The 17,590-nt window shown below is 31.5% G+C and carries 15 protein-coding genes; 12 read left to right on the top strand and 3 right to left on the bottom strand.

Annotated elements, in window-relative coordinates; genetic code table 11:
• The first annotated feature begins 1 nt into the window (after position 1).
• The 6 genes from AACQ14_RS04880 (at position 2) to mtnK (ending at position 6,430) form a co-directional block, all read left to right on the top strand.
• On the top strand, positions 2–772 hold the full coding sequence (locus tag AACQ14_RS04880) for a DeoR/GlpR family DNA-binding transcription regulator (protein ID WP_339362456.1): 771 nt from the start codon (positions 2–4) through the stop codon (positions 770–772).
• An 11-nt stretch (positions 773–783) separates the two neighbouring features.
• Positions 784–1,944: an iron-containing alcohol dehydrogenase gene (locus tag AACQ14_RS04875; protein ID WP_339362455.1), complete on the top strand. Its 1,161-nt coding sequence runs from the start codon at positions 784–786 to the stop codon at positions 1,942–1,944.
• A 57-nt stretch (positions 1,945–2,001) separates the two neighbouring features.
• Positions 2,002–2,649, top strand: coding sequence for an L-fuculose-phosphate aldolase (locus tag AACQ14_RS04870; RefSeq protein WP_339362454.1), 648 nt, complete (start codon positions 2,002–2,004; stop codon positions 2,647–2,649).
• Positions 2,650–2,714: 65 nt separating this feature from the next.
• Positions 2,715–4,025 (top strand): Na+/H+ antiporter NhaC family protein, encoded by a 1,311-nt coding sequence (locus AACQ14_RS04865; RefSeq protein ID WP_339362453.1) that lies wholly within the window; start codon positions 2,715–2,717, stop codon positions 4,023–4,025.
• Between the two features lie 136 nt (positions 4,026–4,161).
• Positions 4,162–5,208: an S-methyl-5-thioribose-1-phosphate isomerase gene (locus AACQ14_RS04860; RefSeq protein ID WP_339362452.1), complete on the top strand. Its 1,047-nt coding sequence runs from the start codon at positions 4,162–4,164 to the stop codon at positions 5,206–5,208.
• A 19-nt stretch (positions 5,209–5,227) separates the two neighbouring features.
• Positions 5,228–6,430 (top strand): S-methyl-5-thioribose kinase, encoded by a 1,203-nt coding sequence (gene mtnK, locus AACQ14_RS04855; RefSeq protein ID WP_339362451.1) that lies wholly within the window; start codon positions 5,228–5,230, stop codon positions 6,428–6,430.
• A 143-nt stretch (positions 6,431–6,573) separates the two neighbouring features.
• Here the strand turns inward: mtnK and AACQ14_RS04850 are convergent, their stop codons facing one another.
• The 3 genes from AACQ14_RS04850 to AACQ14_RS04840 form a co-directional block, all read right to left on the bottom strand.
• Positions 6,574–7,896 (bottom strand): S-layer homology domain-containing protein, encoded by a 1,323-nt coding sequence (locus AACQ14_RS04850; RefSeq protein WP_339362450.1) that lies wholly within the window; start codon positions 7,894–7,896, stop codon positions 6,574–6,576.
• Between the two features lie 368 nt (positions 7,897–8,264).
• A complete protein-coding gene (locus tag AACQ14_RS04845) occupies positions 8,265–8,879 on the bottom strand; it encodes a TetR/AcrR family transcriptional regulator (protein ID WP_339362449.1) in 615 nt (204 codons plus the stop codon).
• 132 nt (positions 8,880–9,011) lie between these two features.
• The gene (locus tag AACQ14_RS04840) at positions 9,012–10,061 is read right to left on the bottom strand and encodes a zinc-dependent alcohol dehydrogenase (protein ID WP_339362448.1); all 1,050 of its coding nucleotides are present in this window, start codon (positions 10,059–10,061) and stop codon (positions 9,012–9,014) included.
• A 181-nt stretch (positions 10,062–10,242) separates the two neighbouring features.
• Here AACQ14_RS04840 and AACQ14_RS04835 point away from each other — a divergent pair, with 181 nt between their 5' ends.
• The 6 genes from AACQ14_RS04835 to AACQ14_RS04810 all read left to right on the top strand — a co-directional run bounded on the left by AACQ14_RS04835 (position 10,243) and on the right by AACQ14_RS04810 (position 17,529).
• A complete protein-coding gene (locus tag AACQ14_RS04835; RefSeq protein ID WP_339362447.1) occupies positions 10,243–11,148 on the top strand; it encodes a helix-turn-helix transcriptional regulator in 906 nt (301 codons plus the stop codon).
• 84 nt (positions 11,149–11,232) lie between these two features.
• On the top strand, positions 11,233–11,502 hold the full coding sequence (locus AACQ14_RS04830; protein WP_339362446.1) for a zinc ribbon domain-containing protein: 270 nt from the start codon (positions 11,233–11,235) through the stop codon (positions 11,500–11,502).
• 465 nt (positions 11,503–11,967) lie between these two features.
• Positions 11,968–12,783 carry an ABC transporter permease gene (locus AACQ14_RS04825; RefSeq protein ID WP_339362445.1) on the top strand — a complete coding sequence of 272 codons (816 nt, stop codon included), beginning with the start codon at positions 11,968–11,970 and terminating at the stop codon, positions 12,781–12,783.
• Positions 12,784–12,798: 15 nt separating this feature from the next.
• On the top strand, positions 12,799–13,686 hold the full coding sequence (locus AACQ14_RS04820) for a carbohydrate ABC transporter permease (RefSeq protein ID WP_339362444.1): 888 nt from the start codon (positions 12,799–12,801) through the stop codon (positions 13,684–13,686).
• 70 nt (positions 13,687–13,756) lie between these two features.
• Positions 13,757–15,403, top strand: a complete 1,647-nt coding sequence (locus AACQ14_RS04815) for a type 2 periplasmic-binding domain-containing protein (protein ID WP_339362443.1) — start codon at positions 13,757–13,759, stop codon at positions 15,401–15,403.
• Between the two features lie 197 nt (positions 15,404–15,600).
• Entirely contained in the window at positions 15,601–17,529 is a 1,929-nt protein-coding gene (locus AACQ14_RS04810; protein WP_339362442.1) for a glycoside hydrolase family 31 protein, read from the top strand.
• The last annotated feature ends 61 nt before the right edge of the window (positions 17,530–17,590 follow it).

The raw sequence follows: 17,590 nt of genomic DNA, 5'->3' as shown, positions 1-17,590 counted from the left end.
AATGTTAGCTATAGATAGATTAAAAAAGATTGAAGAACTACTAAAAGAAAATGGAAGTATTGTCATAAGTCAATTAAGTGAGTTGTTAGATGTATCAGAAGAAACCATAAGAAGAGATTTGGAGAAATTAAGTAAAACTATGAAATTCAAACGTGTTCGTGGAGGCGCTTATTTATACGAATCCTCTGATACAGAAGTACCTGTTAAGATAAGAGAGAAGATTTATATAAAAGAAAAACAGATCATTGGTGCAAAAAGTGTAAGCTTCATTGACGATGGAGATACTATCATGCTTGATAGCAGCACAACAGCTCTTTATATTGCAAAAAACTTAAATCTAAGCAAGAAAAAAGTGACTGTGATTACCAATTCCATAGAAATAGCAAATGAACTAGCTGATAATTCATTAATAAAAATTATTAATCTAGGTGGTACCTTACGACGAAGAACAAAATCTTATGTAGGCTATATGACAACAGATAGTTTAATAGATTTGTCAGCAGATAAAGCTTTTGTAAGCTGTTCTTCTGTAAACGTGAAATTCGGTGTAACAGATAATCATAATCTTGAAGCTAGAGTAAGAAAAGGTATGCTTAACAATTCAGTGAAAAAATTTTTAGTAGTGGATTATACAAAATTTGAAGAACCTGCAATTAATAAAATATGCGATTTAAAGGATATAGATGTAGTTATAATAGATAGGAAACTATCTAATGAACAGCTGGATGTCCTTAAGAAACATAAAATAGAAGTTGTATGTTGTGAAGAATAGGAGTGAATCACATGCAAAATTTCGAATGCAAATTAGGAACAAGAGTCGTTTTTGGTGAAGGCAGAGAAAATGAAGTCGGAAAATATGTAGCCGGATATAGCAAAAAAGTCTTGATACATTACGGTGGAGACTACCTAAAAGAATATGGAATACTTGATAGGATAACTAAATCACTAGAAGAAAACAATATAGAATATGTTATTTTAGACGGTGTTGTACCTAACCCAAGATTATCTCTAGTAAAAGAAGGAATTAAGGTATGCAGGGAACAGGATATTAACTTCGTTCTTGCTGTTGGAGGCGGAAGTGCAATAGATTCTTCAAAAGCAATAGCTTTGGGAACTATGTATGATGGAGATGTGTGGGATTTCTATACAGGAAAAGCAACTCCACAAGAAGCATTAAAAGTAGGAGTAGTGCTGACTATACCAGGTTCTGGTTCTGAAATGTCTGAAAGCAGTATTATTACTAATGAAGAAGAAAACTTAAAATATGGTATTGATACAGAAGTAATAGTTCCTGAATTTGCAATACTTAATCCAGAGATGTGTTATACCATTCCACCATATTTATTATCCTGTGGAATTGCAGATACATTAACTCATCTATTTGAAAGATATTTTACACCAACTAGAAACGTGGTAATAACTGATTACTTGATTGAGGGAGCTATGAAAGCATTATTAGAAATAGGACCAAAGCTTAAAAAAGATCCTAAAAACTATGATTATTGTGCTGAATTCATGTGGATTGCAACAATAGCCCATAATGGTACTATGGATGTGGGTAGAGCTTCTGATTGGGGTTCTCATAGAATCGAGCATGAGATAAGTGCTTTATACGACATTACTCATGGGGGGGGTATGGCAATAATATACCCAGCATGGATGAAATACGTTAAAAATCAAGATTTAGATAGATTCAATCAGTTAGCAACTAGAGTATTTGGAGTTGATAATACTAATAAAGAAGAAGCTGCCGACGAAGGAATTAAAAAGGTTGAAGAATTCTTTAGAACTCTAGGGTTAAAAACTACATTAACAGAAGCAGATATTCCTTTGAATAGATTTGAGGAAATGGCTGAAAAAGCAGTTGGCGAAGCTGGATTCGTTGGTAGATTCAAAAGGCTTGAAGTAAAAGATATCATAGAAATACTAAACATAGCAAAATAGTCATTCATAAATATAGAATTAATCAGAAATTCATATGTGAAAGGGGTTATTAATAAAATGAAGTTTGAAGAAGAAAGAAAATTATTAGTAGAATATGGAAAGAAAATGGTTGATAGAAATTTGACTAAAGGGTCTGGTGGAAATCTTAGTATTTTCATTAGAGAAGAAGGATTAATGGCAATTACTCCAAGTGGAATTGATTATTATGAAATGAAGCCTGAAGATATTGTCATAATGGATTTGGAAGATAATGTTGTTGATGGTGATAAAAGACCTTCATCAGAATACTCAATGCATAGAATTTTCTATAAAGAGAGAGATGATATAGATTCAGTTGTTCATCTTCATTCAGTATATTCTACAATACTTGCTTGTCTTCGACAGGAGCTGCCAGCAACTCACTATCTAATAGGAGTATCAGGAGGTGAAAATGTAAGATGCGCTAAATATGCTACATATAGTACTGAAGAACTTGCCAGAAATGCATTTGAAGCTATGAAAGGCAGAAATGCAGTGTTCTTAGCTAACCATGGATTATTAGTAGGAGGTAAAAGCTTATCTAGTGCCTTTGGTAAAGCAGAAGAGATTGAGTTATGTGCAGAGGTTTATTATAGAGCAAAATCTATAGGTGAACCTGTAATACTCGATACGCAAGAAGTTAATAAAATGTTAAAAATGTTCCAAGGATATGGACAAAGAGCTTAAAATTGTTGCATAATGTTTTGATTGAGATTTACTAAAAACTACTAAATATTAAGGAGAGGTCAGACATGAACAATAACAAAGATAATAGTAATAGTAATTTTAAAGGATTATTACCATTAATAGTGTTCTTGGTATTATTTATGGGCACAGGCATTATAACAGGAGATTTTAGTAGTATGCCATTGCTGGTAGCATTTATTTTCGCATCAGGATTTGCTTTATTATTGGATAAAAAAGGTGGTAAAACAAGCTTTGGAGAAAAAGTAGCAATATTTACTAGAGCTGGTGGTGAAGAAACAATTATTTTGATGGTAGTAATATTTATATTAGCAGGAGCTTTCTATTCTGTGGCAGATGCCATGGGAGCAGTAAACTCAATAGTTAATCTAGGTTTAACAGTATTACCTGTTAATATGATTTTACCAGGAATATTTATCATTGGATGTATCCTATCATTTTCAATGGGAACATCAATGGGTACAATTACGGCATTAGCACCAATCGGTGTTGGTATCGCTAATCAGGCAGATATCAGTATGGCTCTAGTATTAGCGACAGTTGTAGGTAGTGCAATGTTCGGCGATAACCTGTCATTCATATCTGATACCACAATTGCTGCAACAAGAACTCAAAATGTAGAACTAAGAGATAAGTTTAAGTCTAATATTCTTATTGTTCTACCAGCAGTAATAATAACACTTGTAATATTAGCTATGATTCCTGTTGATGTAGTAAGCTTAGAAAGCGTTGATTACTCATTAGTTAATATATTACCTTATGTAGCTATAATAGTTAGTGCATTAATAGGACTTAATGTAATGGCTGTATTAGGAATAGGTATTGGTGTTGGTTCAATCATAGGTTTAATCAATAATAGCTTTGATGGCGTTGGATTATTAGGGGTTTTACAAAGAGGTATGGGATGGATGGAAGATCTATCAATGATAGCAATAGTTGTTGCCGGTCTAGTTGGACTAATGAAATATTATGGAGGAATTGATTATCTATTAGAAAAAGTTACTGCCAAGGTAAAAGGTAAAAAAGGTGGACAATTTGGAATTGCAGCCTTAGTTGGATTAATTACAGCAGCTACTACTAATAATACAATCTCAATCCTTACAGCAGGACCATTAGCAAAAGATATATCTGAAGAATATGATATCGATCCAAGAAAAACTGCCAGTTTATTAGATATCTTCTCAGCAGCAGTTCAAGGACTAATACCTTATGGAGGACAGCTGTTATTGGCAGCAGGGTTAGGACATATTTCACCTGTTGAAATAGTACCATACTCAATATATTCAATATTAATGTTAATAATTGGTAGTATATCTATTGTTATTGGATTCCCTAGATATAAAAGAGCTAGAAAATAATATATAGATTCATTCAAGAAAATAATTTGATAAGGATAACAACATTAGAATATACCATATATAATGTGGAGAGCATTATATATGGTACATTCATAAGAAATTTTACAGGGTAAACGAACACAGGAGGTATGAGGTAATGGAAAGAGTAGATAAAGATCTTGCATTTATGCTAAGATATGAAAATGTTGCTTGGTATGAAGATGGAAAAGTTAAAATATTAGACCGTAGAATTTATCCAACAGAGGTTAGATTTGTTACTTGCGAGTCCCATCAGGAAGTAGCCCAGGCTATAGCTGATATGGTAACCCAGAGTGCAGGACCTTATACAGCGGCAGGAATGGGTATGGCACTTGCTGCTTATGAGTGTAAAGACTTAAAAGAAGAAGAACAGATGAATTATCTAAAAGATGCAGCATATACATTATCACATGCAAGACCTACAACAGTTCCTAGAATGACTTTAGTTGTTAATGGTTGTCTGGAAGTAGTAAAAAAAGCTTTTGCAAATTCACAGAGAGTGGATGAAGAGATATTCAAACATACTGTTAAATCTATGAATAGAAGATACTCCAAGATAGGTGAAGTAGCTAATTATCTAGTAGATATGTTTCCACAAAATGGTAATGTTATGACTCAATGTTTTGGAGAAACCATAATAGGTATGATGCTAAAAGAGGCTAAAAAACGAGACAAAGTTGTTAAGTTCTTCTGCCCAGAAACAAGACCTTTCCTTCAAGGTGCAAGACTTACAGCAAGTGTAATAAAAGACCAAGGATTTGATGTAACTGTTATTACAGATAATATGCCAGCTATTACTATGCAGACTAAAAATATAGATTTGTTTACATCAGCTGCTGATTCCATATGTATAGACGGACATATCGTCAATAAAGTAGGAACAATGCAGATTGCAATCGCTGCTAAATATTTTGGTATTCCATATTTTGTTACAGGAATTCCAGATAGAGACACAATAGAAAAGGTTAAGATAGAAGAAAGAAATCCAAAGGAAGTATTAGAGTTCAGAGGTATAAAAAATACATTGGACGGTGTTAAGGCTTATTATCCAGCTTTTGATATAACACCACCTCATTTAGTAAGTGGAGTAGTAACAGATAAAGGAATATATAGTCCATATGACTTAAAAAGATATTTTGCTACAGAAGTAGATAATTACTGGTAGAATAATTGGAGATGATTAGATGTCTAGATTTGACAAACATTTTAAAATGAACGAGCAAGATGCTATTGATTATACATTAGAGAAACTTGACTATTTTGACGATAATGCTAAGTTAAATGCAAAAGAGATAGGCGATGGTAATATAAATTATGTATTCAAAGTTTGGGATGAGAATACAAATAAATCAATTATCATTAAACATGCTGATACAGTACTTAGATCATCTGGAAGAGCATTAGATGTAAATAGAAACAAAATAGAAGCTATGGTACTGATGCAGCAAGAGAAATTAGCTCCTAACTTAGTTCCTAAAATATATAAATATGATCCTGTCATGTGTGTATTAGCAATGGAAGATGTATCAGCATATCACAATCTCAGAACAGAGTTATTACAAAGAAAAACTTTTCCAACATTAGCTGAAGACATTACAACTTTCTTAGTAAATACTCTATTGCCAACTACAGATTTGGTTATGGATTCAGGAGAGAAAAAAGACCAAGTAAAAGCATATATAAATAAAGATTTATGTAAGATATCAGAAGACCTTGTTTTTACAGAACCTTATATTGACTATAAAGGTAGAAATGTAATAATAGATGAAAATCTAAAATTTGTTGAACAAGTCTTATATAATGATGATGATTTAATTCTTGAAGTGGGTAAGTTGAAAAATAATTTTATGAATAATGCTCAAGCCTTAGTTCATGGTGATTTACACTCAGGTTCAATATTTGCTAATGAAACTGGAATCAAAGTATTAGATCCTGAATTCGCTTTTTATGGACCCATAGGTTATGATGTGGGAAATGTAATAGGTAATCTGTTTTTTGCTTGGGCACATGCATATGTAGATGATACAGATGATAATGATTTCCTAGATTGGTTATCTGATACAATTGAGGAAATAGTAGATAAATTCATTGTCAAGTTCAATAAATTATATAAAGAAATTGTAATTGATGAAATGGCTAAAAAAGATTACTATAAAAAATGGTATCTAGAATCAGTATTAGCTGACTCTGCTGGTAGTGCAGGACTTGAAATAATAAGAAGAGTTGTTGGGGATTCAAAAGTTGCAGATGTTACTACTATTGAAGACACAGATAAACGTATTAAAGCAGAAAGATTGTTAATCAATATTGGAAAAGAAATGATTATGAATCGTGAGAGTATCAAAAATGGTAAAGGGTTTAATGATATATTAAAAAAACATATCTAGTATAGATATTAAATTATTACTATAATATAGACTGTTAAACATTATAAGTGTATTTGAGGGCATTGATATAATTGACGAAATAGATTAAGAGGCTGCAAACATATAAAGTGTTGCAGCCTCTTAACATATTATAGTATAAACTATTAAAGTGCTTTTCTACTATCAGGATTAATAACTCTGTTGATTATAGCAGAAGCTTCAGCTCTTGTAATATTATTAGTTGGATGGAATGTTGCATTTTCATCACTACCAGTAACAACTCCGGCATTGAATAATAAGTAAATCTCAGAAGAATAATCTGTATCATCATCAACGTCAGGAAGTAGGTAAAGCTGTATTGCTGTAAATTCTTCTTCTGGCACTGATTTAGCAAATAAATATGATAATTCAGCTTTTGTAATTTTTCTAGTATAATCATCAAATTGATCTTCTTTTATAATATTGTTTTCTACTGCATATTTAACGAATCCATCATACCAAGTATCACCAGTTTTTTCAATTTCACTACCTAGACCTGCATAGATTTTATTTGTTCTACTTGCCATTGCTATAGCTTCTGCTACACTGATAGAACCTTTTGGTGCGAATTGGTTGTCTCCTTTACCATTCATTATTCCTAATTCATAGCAGTTTCTCACTGAATCTGCATACCAAATACCATCTTCAACATCATTGAAAGTATCTGGTGTGTATTCGTTTACTTGTTCAAAATTATTTAATCCAGGAACTGCTTCAGTATCTTTCTTAGGTTCTTCTTCTTTAACATTTTCTTCCTCTTTAGTTGTATCTTCTTTTATTACTGATGAATCTGTTATTCCTAATTCTGTTTTCACTGCTTCAATTTTTTCTTTAGTAGGTTGAGGATAAGTTTTAGGGTCAACAACCATAATACCTACTGGTTTATTATTTAGATATATTGGAAACTCATCGAATGTACCAACAGATAATTTATCAAATACAAGTGCAGTTCCTGTACCTAAGAAACCACCTTGTCCCATTCCTTGACTAATAACAGTTTTTTCATCATTAATAAAGCAAAAATAGCCAGGATAGAAATCTAAGTCATCTTTACCATCAATTACTTCTAATAAAACTTCAGCACCTTGAATTACAGGTATTATATCTATTCCGTTTTTTATTAGCTCTCCTTTACCGTTCCATATTTCTTCTTGCTTATCTTCATCATATGTAAAATATGTTTCATCTCCATAATAAGTATCAAGGTAACTATGTTGATAGTCTTCATAGTAAACTCTGCAATCATCTAACTGAACACCTACAACACCTTTAATTGTAAGCTTTAATAATCTTTCATTACCATTATCGTCTTTAAGAATTATTTTGTTGAATACTATTGTAGCTGTTTCTGCTTTTGAATCTGTTGTTTCGTTTTCAGCAGCATAAGATAGTGTACAAGTACTAAAAACAAGTGTAAAAGCTAATAATAATGTAACAATTCTTTTCATTTGTGAATTCCTCCTATTATTTTTATATGCTATTTAAAAAACTGATAGCATATAAAATTTTATATCATTAATAAATATTTGTCAATAAATTGTCTATTTGTTTTTTATTTTGAGGAATTATGTTGATTAAATAACATTACAATATATATAGTTAATAAAAATTAGTATAAAGCAATAATTATTTAATATAATTAGATATAATAACTGGTTTTCAAAATTAATTAAAGTGAGAAATATGTAGCATTTAACATAAATAATAAATATTATCGTAATGAAAATTTTCTTAAGAGTATTGCAATAAAAAAGGCTGTTAATGGTAAGTTCCAATCAACAGCTTTATCATGTTATTATTTATTCTAATAAATTTATTATGCTAGTATTGATTCAAAAATAAGTGTTTCAACTTGTTTTTTATGGTTGTCAATGAATTCTTGTCTAGTAAAATCTTTATCCATTAATTTTAGAAAAGTATCTTGAGTTATGATAGGTAACCATGCCATTGCCATTGCATTCAACCATAAAGTATTTATATCTATGTCTTGTCGGATTATTCCCATTTCTTTTGCATCCGACAAGTATTTATGGCTCCAGGAAATCATGTCAGGGAAGAAGCTAAGTATCCATTCCTGTCTGTTTTTATTTAATGATTCAGTAACTAAGATTTTAGTTAGATTAGGATGTTTAAAAGTATAATCAATGTGACGTGCCAGAATAGTTTTTAATGCTTCAACGGTTACTTTATCTTCAATTACTAATTTATCAACATAGTTTTTTTCATCTTCTATGAGATGTTCAATAACTTTTTTATACAGCATCTCTTTATTACCAAAGAAGTAAGAGGGGGTAGTCCGTGATAAACCACTTAATTCTGCAATCTCTGTCAAAGTTGTTAGATGATAACCTTTTTGAGCAAAAAGTGTTTCAGCGGCATCTAGTATTTTTTTTCTGGACAACTCAGCATCTCTTTTTTTTATATTATCCATAATATGACTCCTTCATCGAATGATTTGTTATATTAACAATTACAAAAAAAGACTATAATAAATATATCAAGTCTTTTTTGGGAATATTACTATGTAATTATAACATATCGCTATAGAATAAAACAGTGCTTTTTATTGCTGTGGTTTTATAATAACCTTAACCACTTCGTCAGGTTTGTTTTGAACTAGATTAATAGCGCTTTCAATATCATCCAAAGGCATTGTATGACTTATTAAAGATGTCAAATCAAGATTACCCTCGTTTACTTGATTAAGAAACCCGCTTATATTCTTTAGGTCACCTAACCCCATACTGAAAGTGATATTTTTATAAAAATTATTTGATTGAATATTGATAGGTTTCTTTGGAATACCTACAAGGAACATTCTGCCACCAATACCAAGACAATCAATTCCTTGATTGATTGTAATATCTAATCCTGCCGCATCAATAACAACGTCAGCCCCTTTGTTGTTAGTGTACTCAGCTATATTTTTTAATACATCCTCATCTGTACTGATGGCATGAGTAGCCCCAATTTTTAATGCTTTTTTCAATCTTGTCTCGGATTTTTCAACTACTATTATTTTATCTGGGTTATGAAGTTTGGCTGTTAGGATTGTTGCCATACCAACAGGTCCACAACCAAATATAACAATGGTTTCACCTTCTTTTAAACCAGAATGCTCAACACCTGTATAACCAGTAGAAGCGATATCAGATACAAAGATAACCTGTTCATCAGTAAGATTATCAGGTACTTTCAACAAACAGGAATCCCCATGAGGAACACGTGTATATTCAGCATGAACACCAGGTATATCTCCTCTAGTTGCTCCTGCACCATGAATACCACCATTAGCACAATGAGATACGTATCCATTTTTACATGGTTGGCATTGACCACAGTAAGGAGCAGGAGGACCGATAACTCTGTCACCAGCTTTGAAATTCTTCACATCTTTTCCAACGGATTCAATTATCCCTACATATTCATGACCTAGTACAAATCCAGGTTTTGTAGGAATGGCACCTTTTAGGATATGAATATCACTACCACATATTGTTGTGGTTGTAACTTTTACGATAACATCAGTAGAGGTTTTTAATACAGGTTTTTCAACATTTCTTAATTCAACTTTATTTATTTCTGGAAAGTATAATGCTTTAATAGTAAACACTCCTTTATGTAATATATAAGTAAGTACTAGTCATCTATAAGCAACTAGCTGAACGTTCATTTAGTTAATCATAGCATTGATTATTTTACTTGTCAAGATGACAATATAAGTAAATATATTAGAAAATAAGACAAATAGATGTCATATTTATCTGTTATAATATTAATAGGTGGTGATATTATTGCAGATTGATAGATTATTTCAGATAGTATATTTGCTTTTAGATAAAAAACAAGTAACAGCAAAAGAATTATCTAATAAGCTAGAGGTATCCACAAGAACAATATACAGAGATGTAGAAACTTTGTCTATGGCAGGAATACCCATATATACAAATAAAGGTAAGGGTGGAGGTATAAGTCTCCTTGAGAATTTTATTATAAATAAATCAGTTTTATCAAATGAAGAACAAAATAAAGTTCTTATAGGCTTGGAATTATTAAAAGCTACAGAATATGAAAATGTTGATGATGCCATTTTAAAACTGAAGTCATTATTTAACAAAAGTAATGAAAACTGGATTGAAGTAGATTTCTCTTATTGGGGAAGTTCAGAGTTGGAAAAAAAGAAATTTGAAGACCTAAAAGATGCTTTAACTCTTTGCAGGAGTATAAGCTTTAATTATTATAATCTATATGGTGATAAAACGACAAGAGTTGTTAACCCTCTGAAACTGATTTTTAAGCAGAAAGATTGGTACTTGTTAGGGTATTGCCTAATGAGAAAAGATTATAGAATGTTCAAGATCTATAGAATGAAAAATCTTGAAATAACCAATAACGGGTTTGATAGAGATAAATATAAATTAGATGATTTTAAATTATCATATCACAACACAGCTCCATTGATTACTTTAAAAATCCTTTTGACACCTGAGATAAAATATAGAGCTTATAATGAATTTGATGCTAAGGATATTATACGAAAAGAGGATGGTAGTTTTGAAATTACTTTTACAGCTTTGGAAGATGAGTGGTTATACAATTATATAATTTCATTTGGTCCATATATAAAAATTATAGAGCCAAGTTATCTTAATGACACAATCAAAAAGAGATTGGAAAATATTCTAAAGAATTATCGATAAGTTTTTGTAATATGACATGCTGATGTCAAATTATATTTGATAATATATAACAGTAATAAAAAATAAAATGAAGGGAAGATGTATATGAACGATATTCGTTATTGTCAAAGTTGTGGAATGCCTATGGGAGAATCTAATGAGATGTACGGTACTAATTTTGATGGAAGTAAAAGTGAAGATTACTGTAAATATTGTTTTGCAAATGGTGAATTTACAGAGGATTGTACTATGGAACAAATGATAGAATCTTGTGTTCCTCATATGGTTGGAGCTAATAAAAATATGAGCCAAGAAGAAGCAAGAAAAATAATGAAAGAATTTTTCCCAACACTAAAAAGATGGAACAATATTTAGTTAAAAAAGTTATTTTAGGAATGAAATAATGCTTTATAGATTTCACCGTTGCTGGTTTAAGTAGTTTGTTATAACGGATTAATATCATAATATAAAACTTATATAAAATGTATTGTTTAGAATTATCTAATCAATACATTTTTTTATTGTAATTAATTCTTGACATGAAAGTATAAAAATGTTACCATACATACATAAATAGATTAACGTTAAACTAACAATAACGTCAACGAATATATCATGTTTTACATTAAAAATATACAAAAATATCAAAGGTGAAAGAAAATGATATATTTATTATTGCAATAATTGAGATATGTACATTAAAAAAGGAAGGCATGATGGAAAATGTATCAAAAATTATTTAAGTCAAATCACTTATGGAAAAGAATATTTCGAAATCGGGGTCTCTATTTAATATTATTACCGTCTTTAATATTGTTAATTTGCTTTAGTTACATACCAATGTACGGGGTACTAATTTCATTTAAGGACTACAAAGGTTCTCTTGGTATTATGGGTAGTCCATGGGCTGATCCCTGGTACAAATATTTTATTAAGTATTTCAATTCTTATCAGTTTGTTAATACAATAAAAAACACTTTGATTATAACAGGTTACAGCTTATTGGTCAGCTTTCCTATTCCAATAATCTTTGCATTAGCAATTAATCAAATGAGGACTAACAAATACAAAAAGGCATTTCAAACTATTTCATATATGCCACACTTTATTTCTACAGTGGTAATAGTTGGAATACTTAATTTAATTTTTTCACCTGGAGCTGGATTAATTGGACAGATATTCGGATTGTTCGGAGCCGAAGCACCAAACTTATTGGGTAGTCCTTCAGCTTTTAAACATTTGTATGTATGGTCGGATGTATGGCAGCATGTTGGATGGGATTCGATTATTTACATAGCTGCGCTATCATCTGTTGACCCTAATCTGTATGAAGCAGCTAGTATTGATGGTGCCAGTCAGTTCCAAAAAATATTGTATGTAGATATTCCAATGTTAATACCTACAGCTATGACATTATTAATACTTAGATGTGGTGGACTTATGGCTCTTGGTTTTGAAAAAGTATACCTTATGCAAAATGACCTTAATTTATTAAATAGCGAAGTAATTTCTACATATGTTTACAAAGTGGGTATGATAAGTGCTCAATACAGTTACTCCTCGGCGGTTAACTTATTTAGTACAATAATTAATTTTATACTTTTAATATCTGTTAACAAGTTCAGCAGAAAAGTATCAGAAAACAGTTTATGGTAGAGGGGAGGAATAATGATGAGTAGTCTAAAGAAAAAAAAGAAAGTTACCAAGTTTGACATTATATTATATTCCATATCAGCTATTTTATTAATTATCATCCTTTATCCTATTTATTTTGTTGTTACTGCATCTTTTAGTGAACCTGCAGCAGTAGCCAGCGGAAATGTATGGTTATGGCCGAAAGGATTTACATTAGAAGGTTATACAGAACTCTTGAAACACAAAGAAATATGGATAGGATATAAAAATACAATTCTGTATACAGTAGCAGGAACTGCAATTGGTATTTTTGTTAATATCACTGCTGCCTATACATTATCAAGAAAAGATTTTGTGGGTCGAAAATTTTTTATGCTGTTATTTGTATTCACCATGTTTTTTAATGGAGGTTTGATACCAACATTCTTAACAGTAAAAAGATTTGGATTGTATGATAATTTCTTAGTAATGGTACTTCCTTTTTCAGTATCAGCTTTTAATATAATCGTAGCCAGAACATTTTTTCAAAATTCCATCCCTAGCAGTTTATGGGATCAGGCTAGAATTGATGGATGTGGTAACGTAAGATATTTCGTTCAGATTGTAGTACCTTTATCAAAAGCTATAATATCAGTTTTAGGACTTTGGATAGCTGTTGGACAGTGGAATTCCTACTTCAATGCTTTGATATATTTGAAGAGCAGCAGCCTACATCCACTACAATTAATATTAAGAAATATTTTGATAACTAATAATATGCAGACTGCACTTGGTAGTGGTGAAGCAGCACAGATTGCACTAAGAAGAGCCAATTTGATGAGATATTCAGTAATTGTAGTATCCACCCTTCCAATCATGTGCGTATATCCATTCGTTCAAAAGTATTTCAACAAAGGTGTAATGATAGGTGCAGTAAAAGGATAAAAAATAACCATGAATCTATTAAAATTTATATAGATTACTTTTAATTATTATAATTAAGGAGGAAAAGATTATGAAAAATAAAACAACAAAGTCATTTTTAAAGACAATAAGTCTATTGGTTGTAGCAATGTTAATGCTTACATGTGTTACAGGATGTGGATCAAACAATGAAAAAGACAATAATAATGGTGCAAAAGAAACTGCGGGAAATACAGAAAACAGTAACTTCAATAAAGAAGGACTACCTATTGTAAATGAACCTGTTACATTAACAGTATTAACTACTAGATGGGGTAATATGGGAGATAGTTTCACAGATAATCAATTCATAAAAGATTTGGAAACTAACACTAACGTTAAGATTGAGTGGCAAGTTCAATCTCTAAGTGATTGGGGAGAACAAAAAGGTATCTTGTTAGCTGGAGGAGACCTACCAGACATCATCATCGGTAATAAAACATTTGAAGATACTGATGTAATCAACAATTTAGAAATGTTTTTACCAGTAAATGATTTAGTGGATGAATATATGCCTAACTACAAAAAAGCTTTAACAGACATGCCTGACTTGAAAAAGACAGTTACATATTTAGATGGAAAAATGTATTCAATGGGTAAAAACCTACCTTGTCGTCCAGTTGTATGTAACCAGCCAATCATCAACAAAGCTTGGTTAGATAGATTAGGATTAGAGGAACCAACTACTATTGAAGAATTATATACAGTATTAAAAGCATTCAAAGATCAAGATGCTAATGGAAATGGAGATCCTAATGATGAAATCCCTATAACTGGAAGTAAAGGTATTTCAATGGATTTACTTAATCCTTTTGGAATCACTGATATAAATGGAGCTATGATGCTTGTAGATGAAGATGATAGCTTAACATTCTATCCAACAAGTGAACAATACAAAGAAGGTATAAAATGGTTAAATAAATTATATACTGAAGGGATTATCGATCCAGAAACTTTCACACAAGATGATACTATGGCACTTGGTAAGAATCAAGACCCTAATGTATCAAGAGTAGGTTTCTCATATAACTGGATTCCAGATGCAGTTTACGGACAATGGAAAGATGAATATATCGCTTTAGCACCTATTGCTGGACCAGATGGAAAGAGATATGCAGGTGGAGATAAAAACGGTATTTCTGCAATTGAACGTAATGAAGCTTTAATCACAAAGAATTGTAAATATCCTGAAATAGCTGCACGTTGGCTTGATGAATTCTACACAGGTGAAGCAAGTATCCAGAACTTCTGGGGAGCAATTGGAACAGTTATCTCTAAAAATGAAGATGGTACATATACTTTAAATAATCCACCAGAAGGAACAAGTGCTGACGGTTGGTACTGGGATCAAAGTTTAAGAGATTTTGGACCAAAATATGTAAGTGCTGATTTCCAAGAGAAAATTAAATTATCACCAGAAAGTGGAGACGGATTAAAACTTGACCTAAGTAAATTAGGAGAAGAATACATTACTAGAACATATCCAAAAGTAATGTTAAGTGCAGAAGAAATCGAAGAATTAGCTACCTTAGAAACAGATATCAACAAATTCATCGATGTTACTAGAGCTGATTGGGTAATTAATGGTAATGTAGATGAAGGTTGGGATACATATGTTAAAAGATTAAATGAAATGGGATTGGAACGTTTGATTCAAATCCGTACAGATGCAATGGAGCGTTACTCAAAAGGTGAATAGTATTATTATTTAACTAACTCAACTTTCCCACCTTTAATATATTAATAAGGGGCTGCTCTATAATACATTTTACGTTAATATCCTAGTGAATTAGAATCTTCTTAACGGTATAAATTGTAGCAGCCCCTTTATTAATTTAAATGGATACAACGGGACAGAAATAATTAATTTATATAAAAGAATACAAGGAGTATAGAATGAAAACATATAAGTATAACTTAAATAGTGCTCTTAATATTGAAGATTTAGATTATGTTTTCTTGAAAAAAGAAAATGACAAATGCACAATTACTATTGATATAGATTACCAAGCTGCTTATGGTTTGGGTGAAAGATTCAATTGTATTAATCAAAAAGGTCAAACAGTACAATCACATGTATATGAGAAATTCTGTAATCAGGGGGAAATAAGTTATTGCCCAATTCCTTTTTTCTTCACTAATACGGGATTAGGTGTTTACGTAGATTCTTGGGTTATCAATGAATTTGATTTTGCTGATACAATAAAGATTGCAATATCAAAAGACAGTTCAGATAAATTCCCAGAAATATATTTTTTCGTTGGTAAACCAAAAGAAATTATCAGCGAGTATGTATCATTGACAGGGAAACCTTTCATTACTCCGAAATGGAGTTTTGGTCCATGGATATCAGCTAACAGATGGAATACAGAAGAATTGGTAGAAGAACAGTTAGAATTACTGGAAAAGTATAAGTTCCCTGCTAATGTAATGGTTCTTGAAGCATGGAGTGACGAAGCTACCTTCTATAGATGGAATGAAAACGACGAATGGAAAAATCCAAAAGAAATGATTGATAAGCTTCATGATAAAGGTATTAAATTATTATTGTGGCAATGCCCAGTCATAAAGAAAATGGAAGAAGGTAGATTCCATAAAGTTAATGAGGAAGATTGGGAATATGTAAAACAAAATGACTTATGTATAAAAAATGCAGATGGAAGTCCTTATACTATAAAAGAAGGACGTTGGTTCAGTGGGTCCATGATTCCAGATTTTACTAATGAAGAAACTATAAAATGGTGGTTTCAAAAAAGACAGCATCTATTAGATATAGGAGTAGATGGATTTAAAACAGATGGTGGAGAATTCGTCTATGATGATGATATAAAAGCTCATAATGGAATGACAGGAATTGAATTAAAGAATGCTTATGCGTCCAGTTATGTACAAGCTTATCATGATTTTATAGGAAAAGACAGAGTACTTTTCAGCAGAGCAGGATATAAAGGACAACAAAACTTCCCAATGCAATGGGCTGGAGATCAGCAATCCACTTGGGATGAGTTGCGTCATATTATATTAGCAGGAATTTCATCAGGAATGAGTGGAGTTCCGTACTGGGGATTTGATATTGCTGGATTTGCCGGAGAGCTTCCATCAGTTGAATTATACGAAAGATCAACACAGTTAGCTGTATTCACGCCTGTAATGCAATGGCATTCAGAGCCAGTAGGCGGTCAGTTTTCCGAAATATTACCTGGTGTAAAAGGTACTAATGATAGAAGTCCATGGAATATGGCGCTATGCTACCAGGATGAAGATTTAATTGATAGATTAAGATATCACTATAATTTAAGAATGAATTTATTGCCTTACATCTATGACCAAGCAAAGAAATCCAGCGAGACAGGAATTCCAATGATGAAACATCTAGTATTAGAGTATCCAAATGATGAGTTGGTATATAATATTGAAGATAGTTTCATGCTTGGAGATATTTTAGTTGCTCCTATAATATTTGAAGGTAAGACAGATAGAGAGGTATATCTACCAGATGGTATGTGGACTAATCTATGGACTGGTGAAACATTGACAGGAAATAAAAAATATCTGATTAAGTCTGGAAAAGAACGTATCCCTGTTTTCCTTCGCAGCGGTGGAGGTATTGCCTTGAATCTAGGTGAGGACAAAAAATTAGGAAGCTATGTTGGTAATGGTACAGAAGAATATAACAACCTATGCTTCTACCTAGCGGGTAATGAAGGAGAATATTGTTTCAGTGATGATTTGGGAAATAAAATATTAATAACCTGGAAAGATGGTATTAATAAGGCAGAGGTCTTATCTGGAAATATACAATTTGATATTATTAACAATATTTGATTGATATATCAAAATATAGCAAGTAAAATCAATAAAGTCTGAAAATAGCTAGGGGCTGTGT

The sequence above is a fragment of the Vallitalea maricola genome, assembly GCF_036985595.1.
In the GTDB taxonomy this organism is placed as follows: domain Bacteria; phylum Bacillota; class Clostridia; order Lachnospirales; family Vallitaleaceae; genus Vallitalea; species Vallitalea maricola.
This window is presented reverse-complemented; position numbering and strand designations above follow the sequence as displayed.

What these genes read in the sequence shown, in the direction of transcription:
- AACQ14_RS04845 (WP_339362449.1), bottom strand. Translation starts at nt 8,879, where the DNA reads ATGGATAATATAAAAAAAAGAGATGCTGAGTTGTCCAGAAAAAAAATA.
- AACQ14_RS04850 (WP_339362450.1), bottom strand. Translation starts at nt 7,896, where the DNA reads ATGAAAAGAATTGTTACATTATTATTAGCTTTTACACTTGTTTTTAGT.
- AACQ14_RS04875 (WP_339362455.1), top strand. Translation starts at nt 784, where the DNA reads ATGCAAAATTTCGAATGCAAATTAGGAACAAGAGTCGTTTTTGGTGAA.
- AACQ14_RS04860 (WP_339362452.1), top strand. Translation starts at nt 4,162, where the DNA reads ATGGAAAGAGTAGATAAAGATCTTGCATTTATGCTAAGATATGAAAAT.
- AACQ14_RS04830 (WP_339362446.1), top strand. Translation starts at nt 11,233, where the DNA reads ATGAACGATATTCGTTATTGTCAAAGTTGTGGAATGCCTATGGGAGAA.
- AACQ14_RS04825 (WP_339362445.1), top strand. Translation starts at nt 11,968, where the DNA reads ATGTACGGGGTACTAATTTCATTTAAGGACTACAAAGGTTCTCTTGGT.
- AACQ14_RS04815 (WP_339362443.1), top strand. Translation starts at nt 13,757, where the DNA reads ATGAAAAATAAAACAACAAAGTCATTTTTAAAGACAATAAGTCTATTG.
- AACQ14_RS04810 (WP_339362442.1), top strand. Translation starts at nt 15,601, where the DNA reads ATGAAAACATATAAGTATAACTTAAATAGTGCTCTTAATATTGAAGAT.
- AACQ14_RS04865 (WP_339362453.1), top strand. Translation starts at nt 2,715, where the DNA reads ATGAACAATAACAAAGATAATAGTAATAGTAATTTTAAAGGATTATTA.
- mtnK (WP_339362451.1), top strand. Translation starts at nt 5,228, where the DNA reads ATGTCTAGATTTGACAAACATTTTAAAATGAACGAGCAAGATGCTATT.
- AACQ14_RS04820 (WP_339362444.1), top strand. Translation starts at nt 12,799, where the DNA reads ATGAGTAGTCTAAAGAAAAAAAAGAAAGTTACCAAGTTTGACATTATA.
- AACQ14_RS04870 (WP_339362454.1), top strand. Translation starts at nt 2,002, where the DNA reads ATGAAGTTTGAAGAAGAAAGAAAATTATTAGTAGAATATGGAAAGAAA.
- AACQ14_RS04880 (WP_339362456.1), top strand. Translation starts at nt 2, where the DNA reads ATGTTAGCTATAGATAGATTAAAAAAGATTGAAGAACTACTAAAAGAA.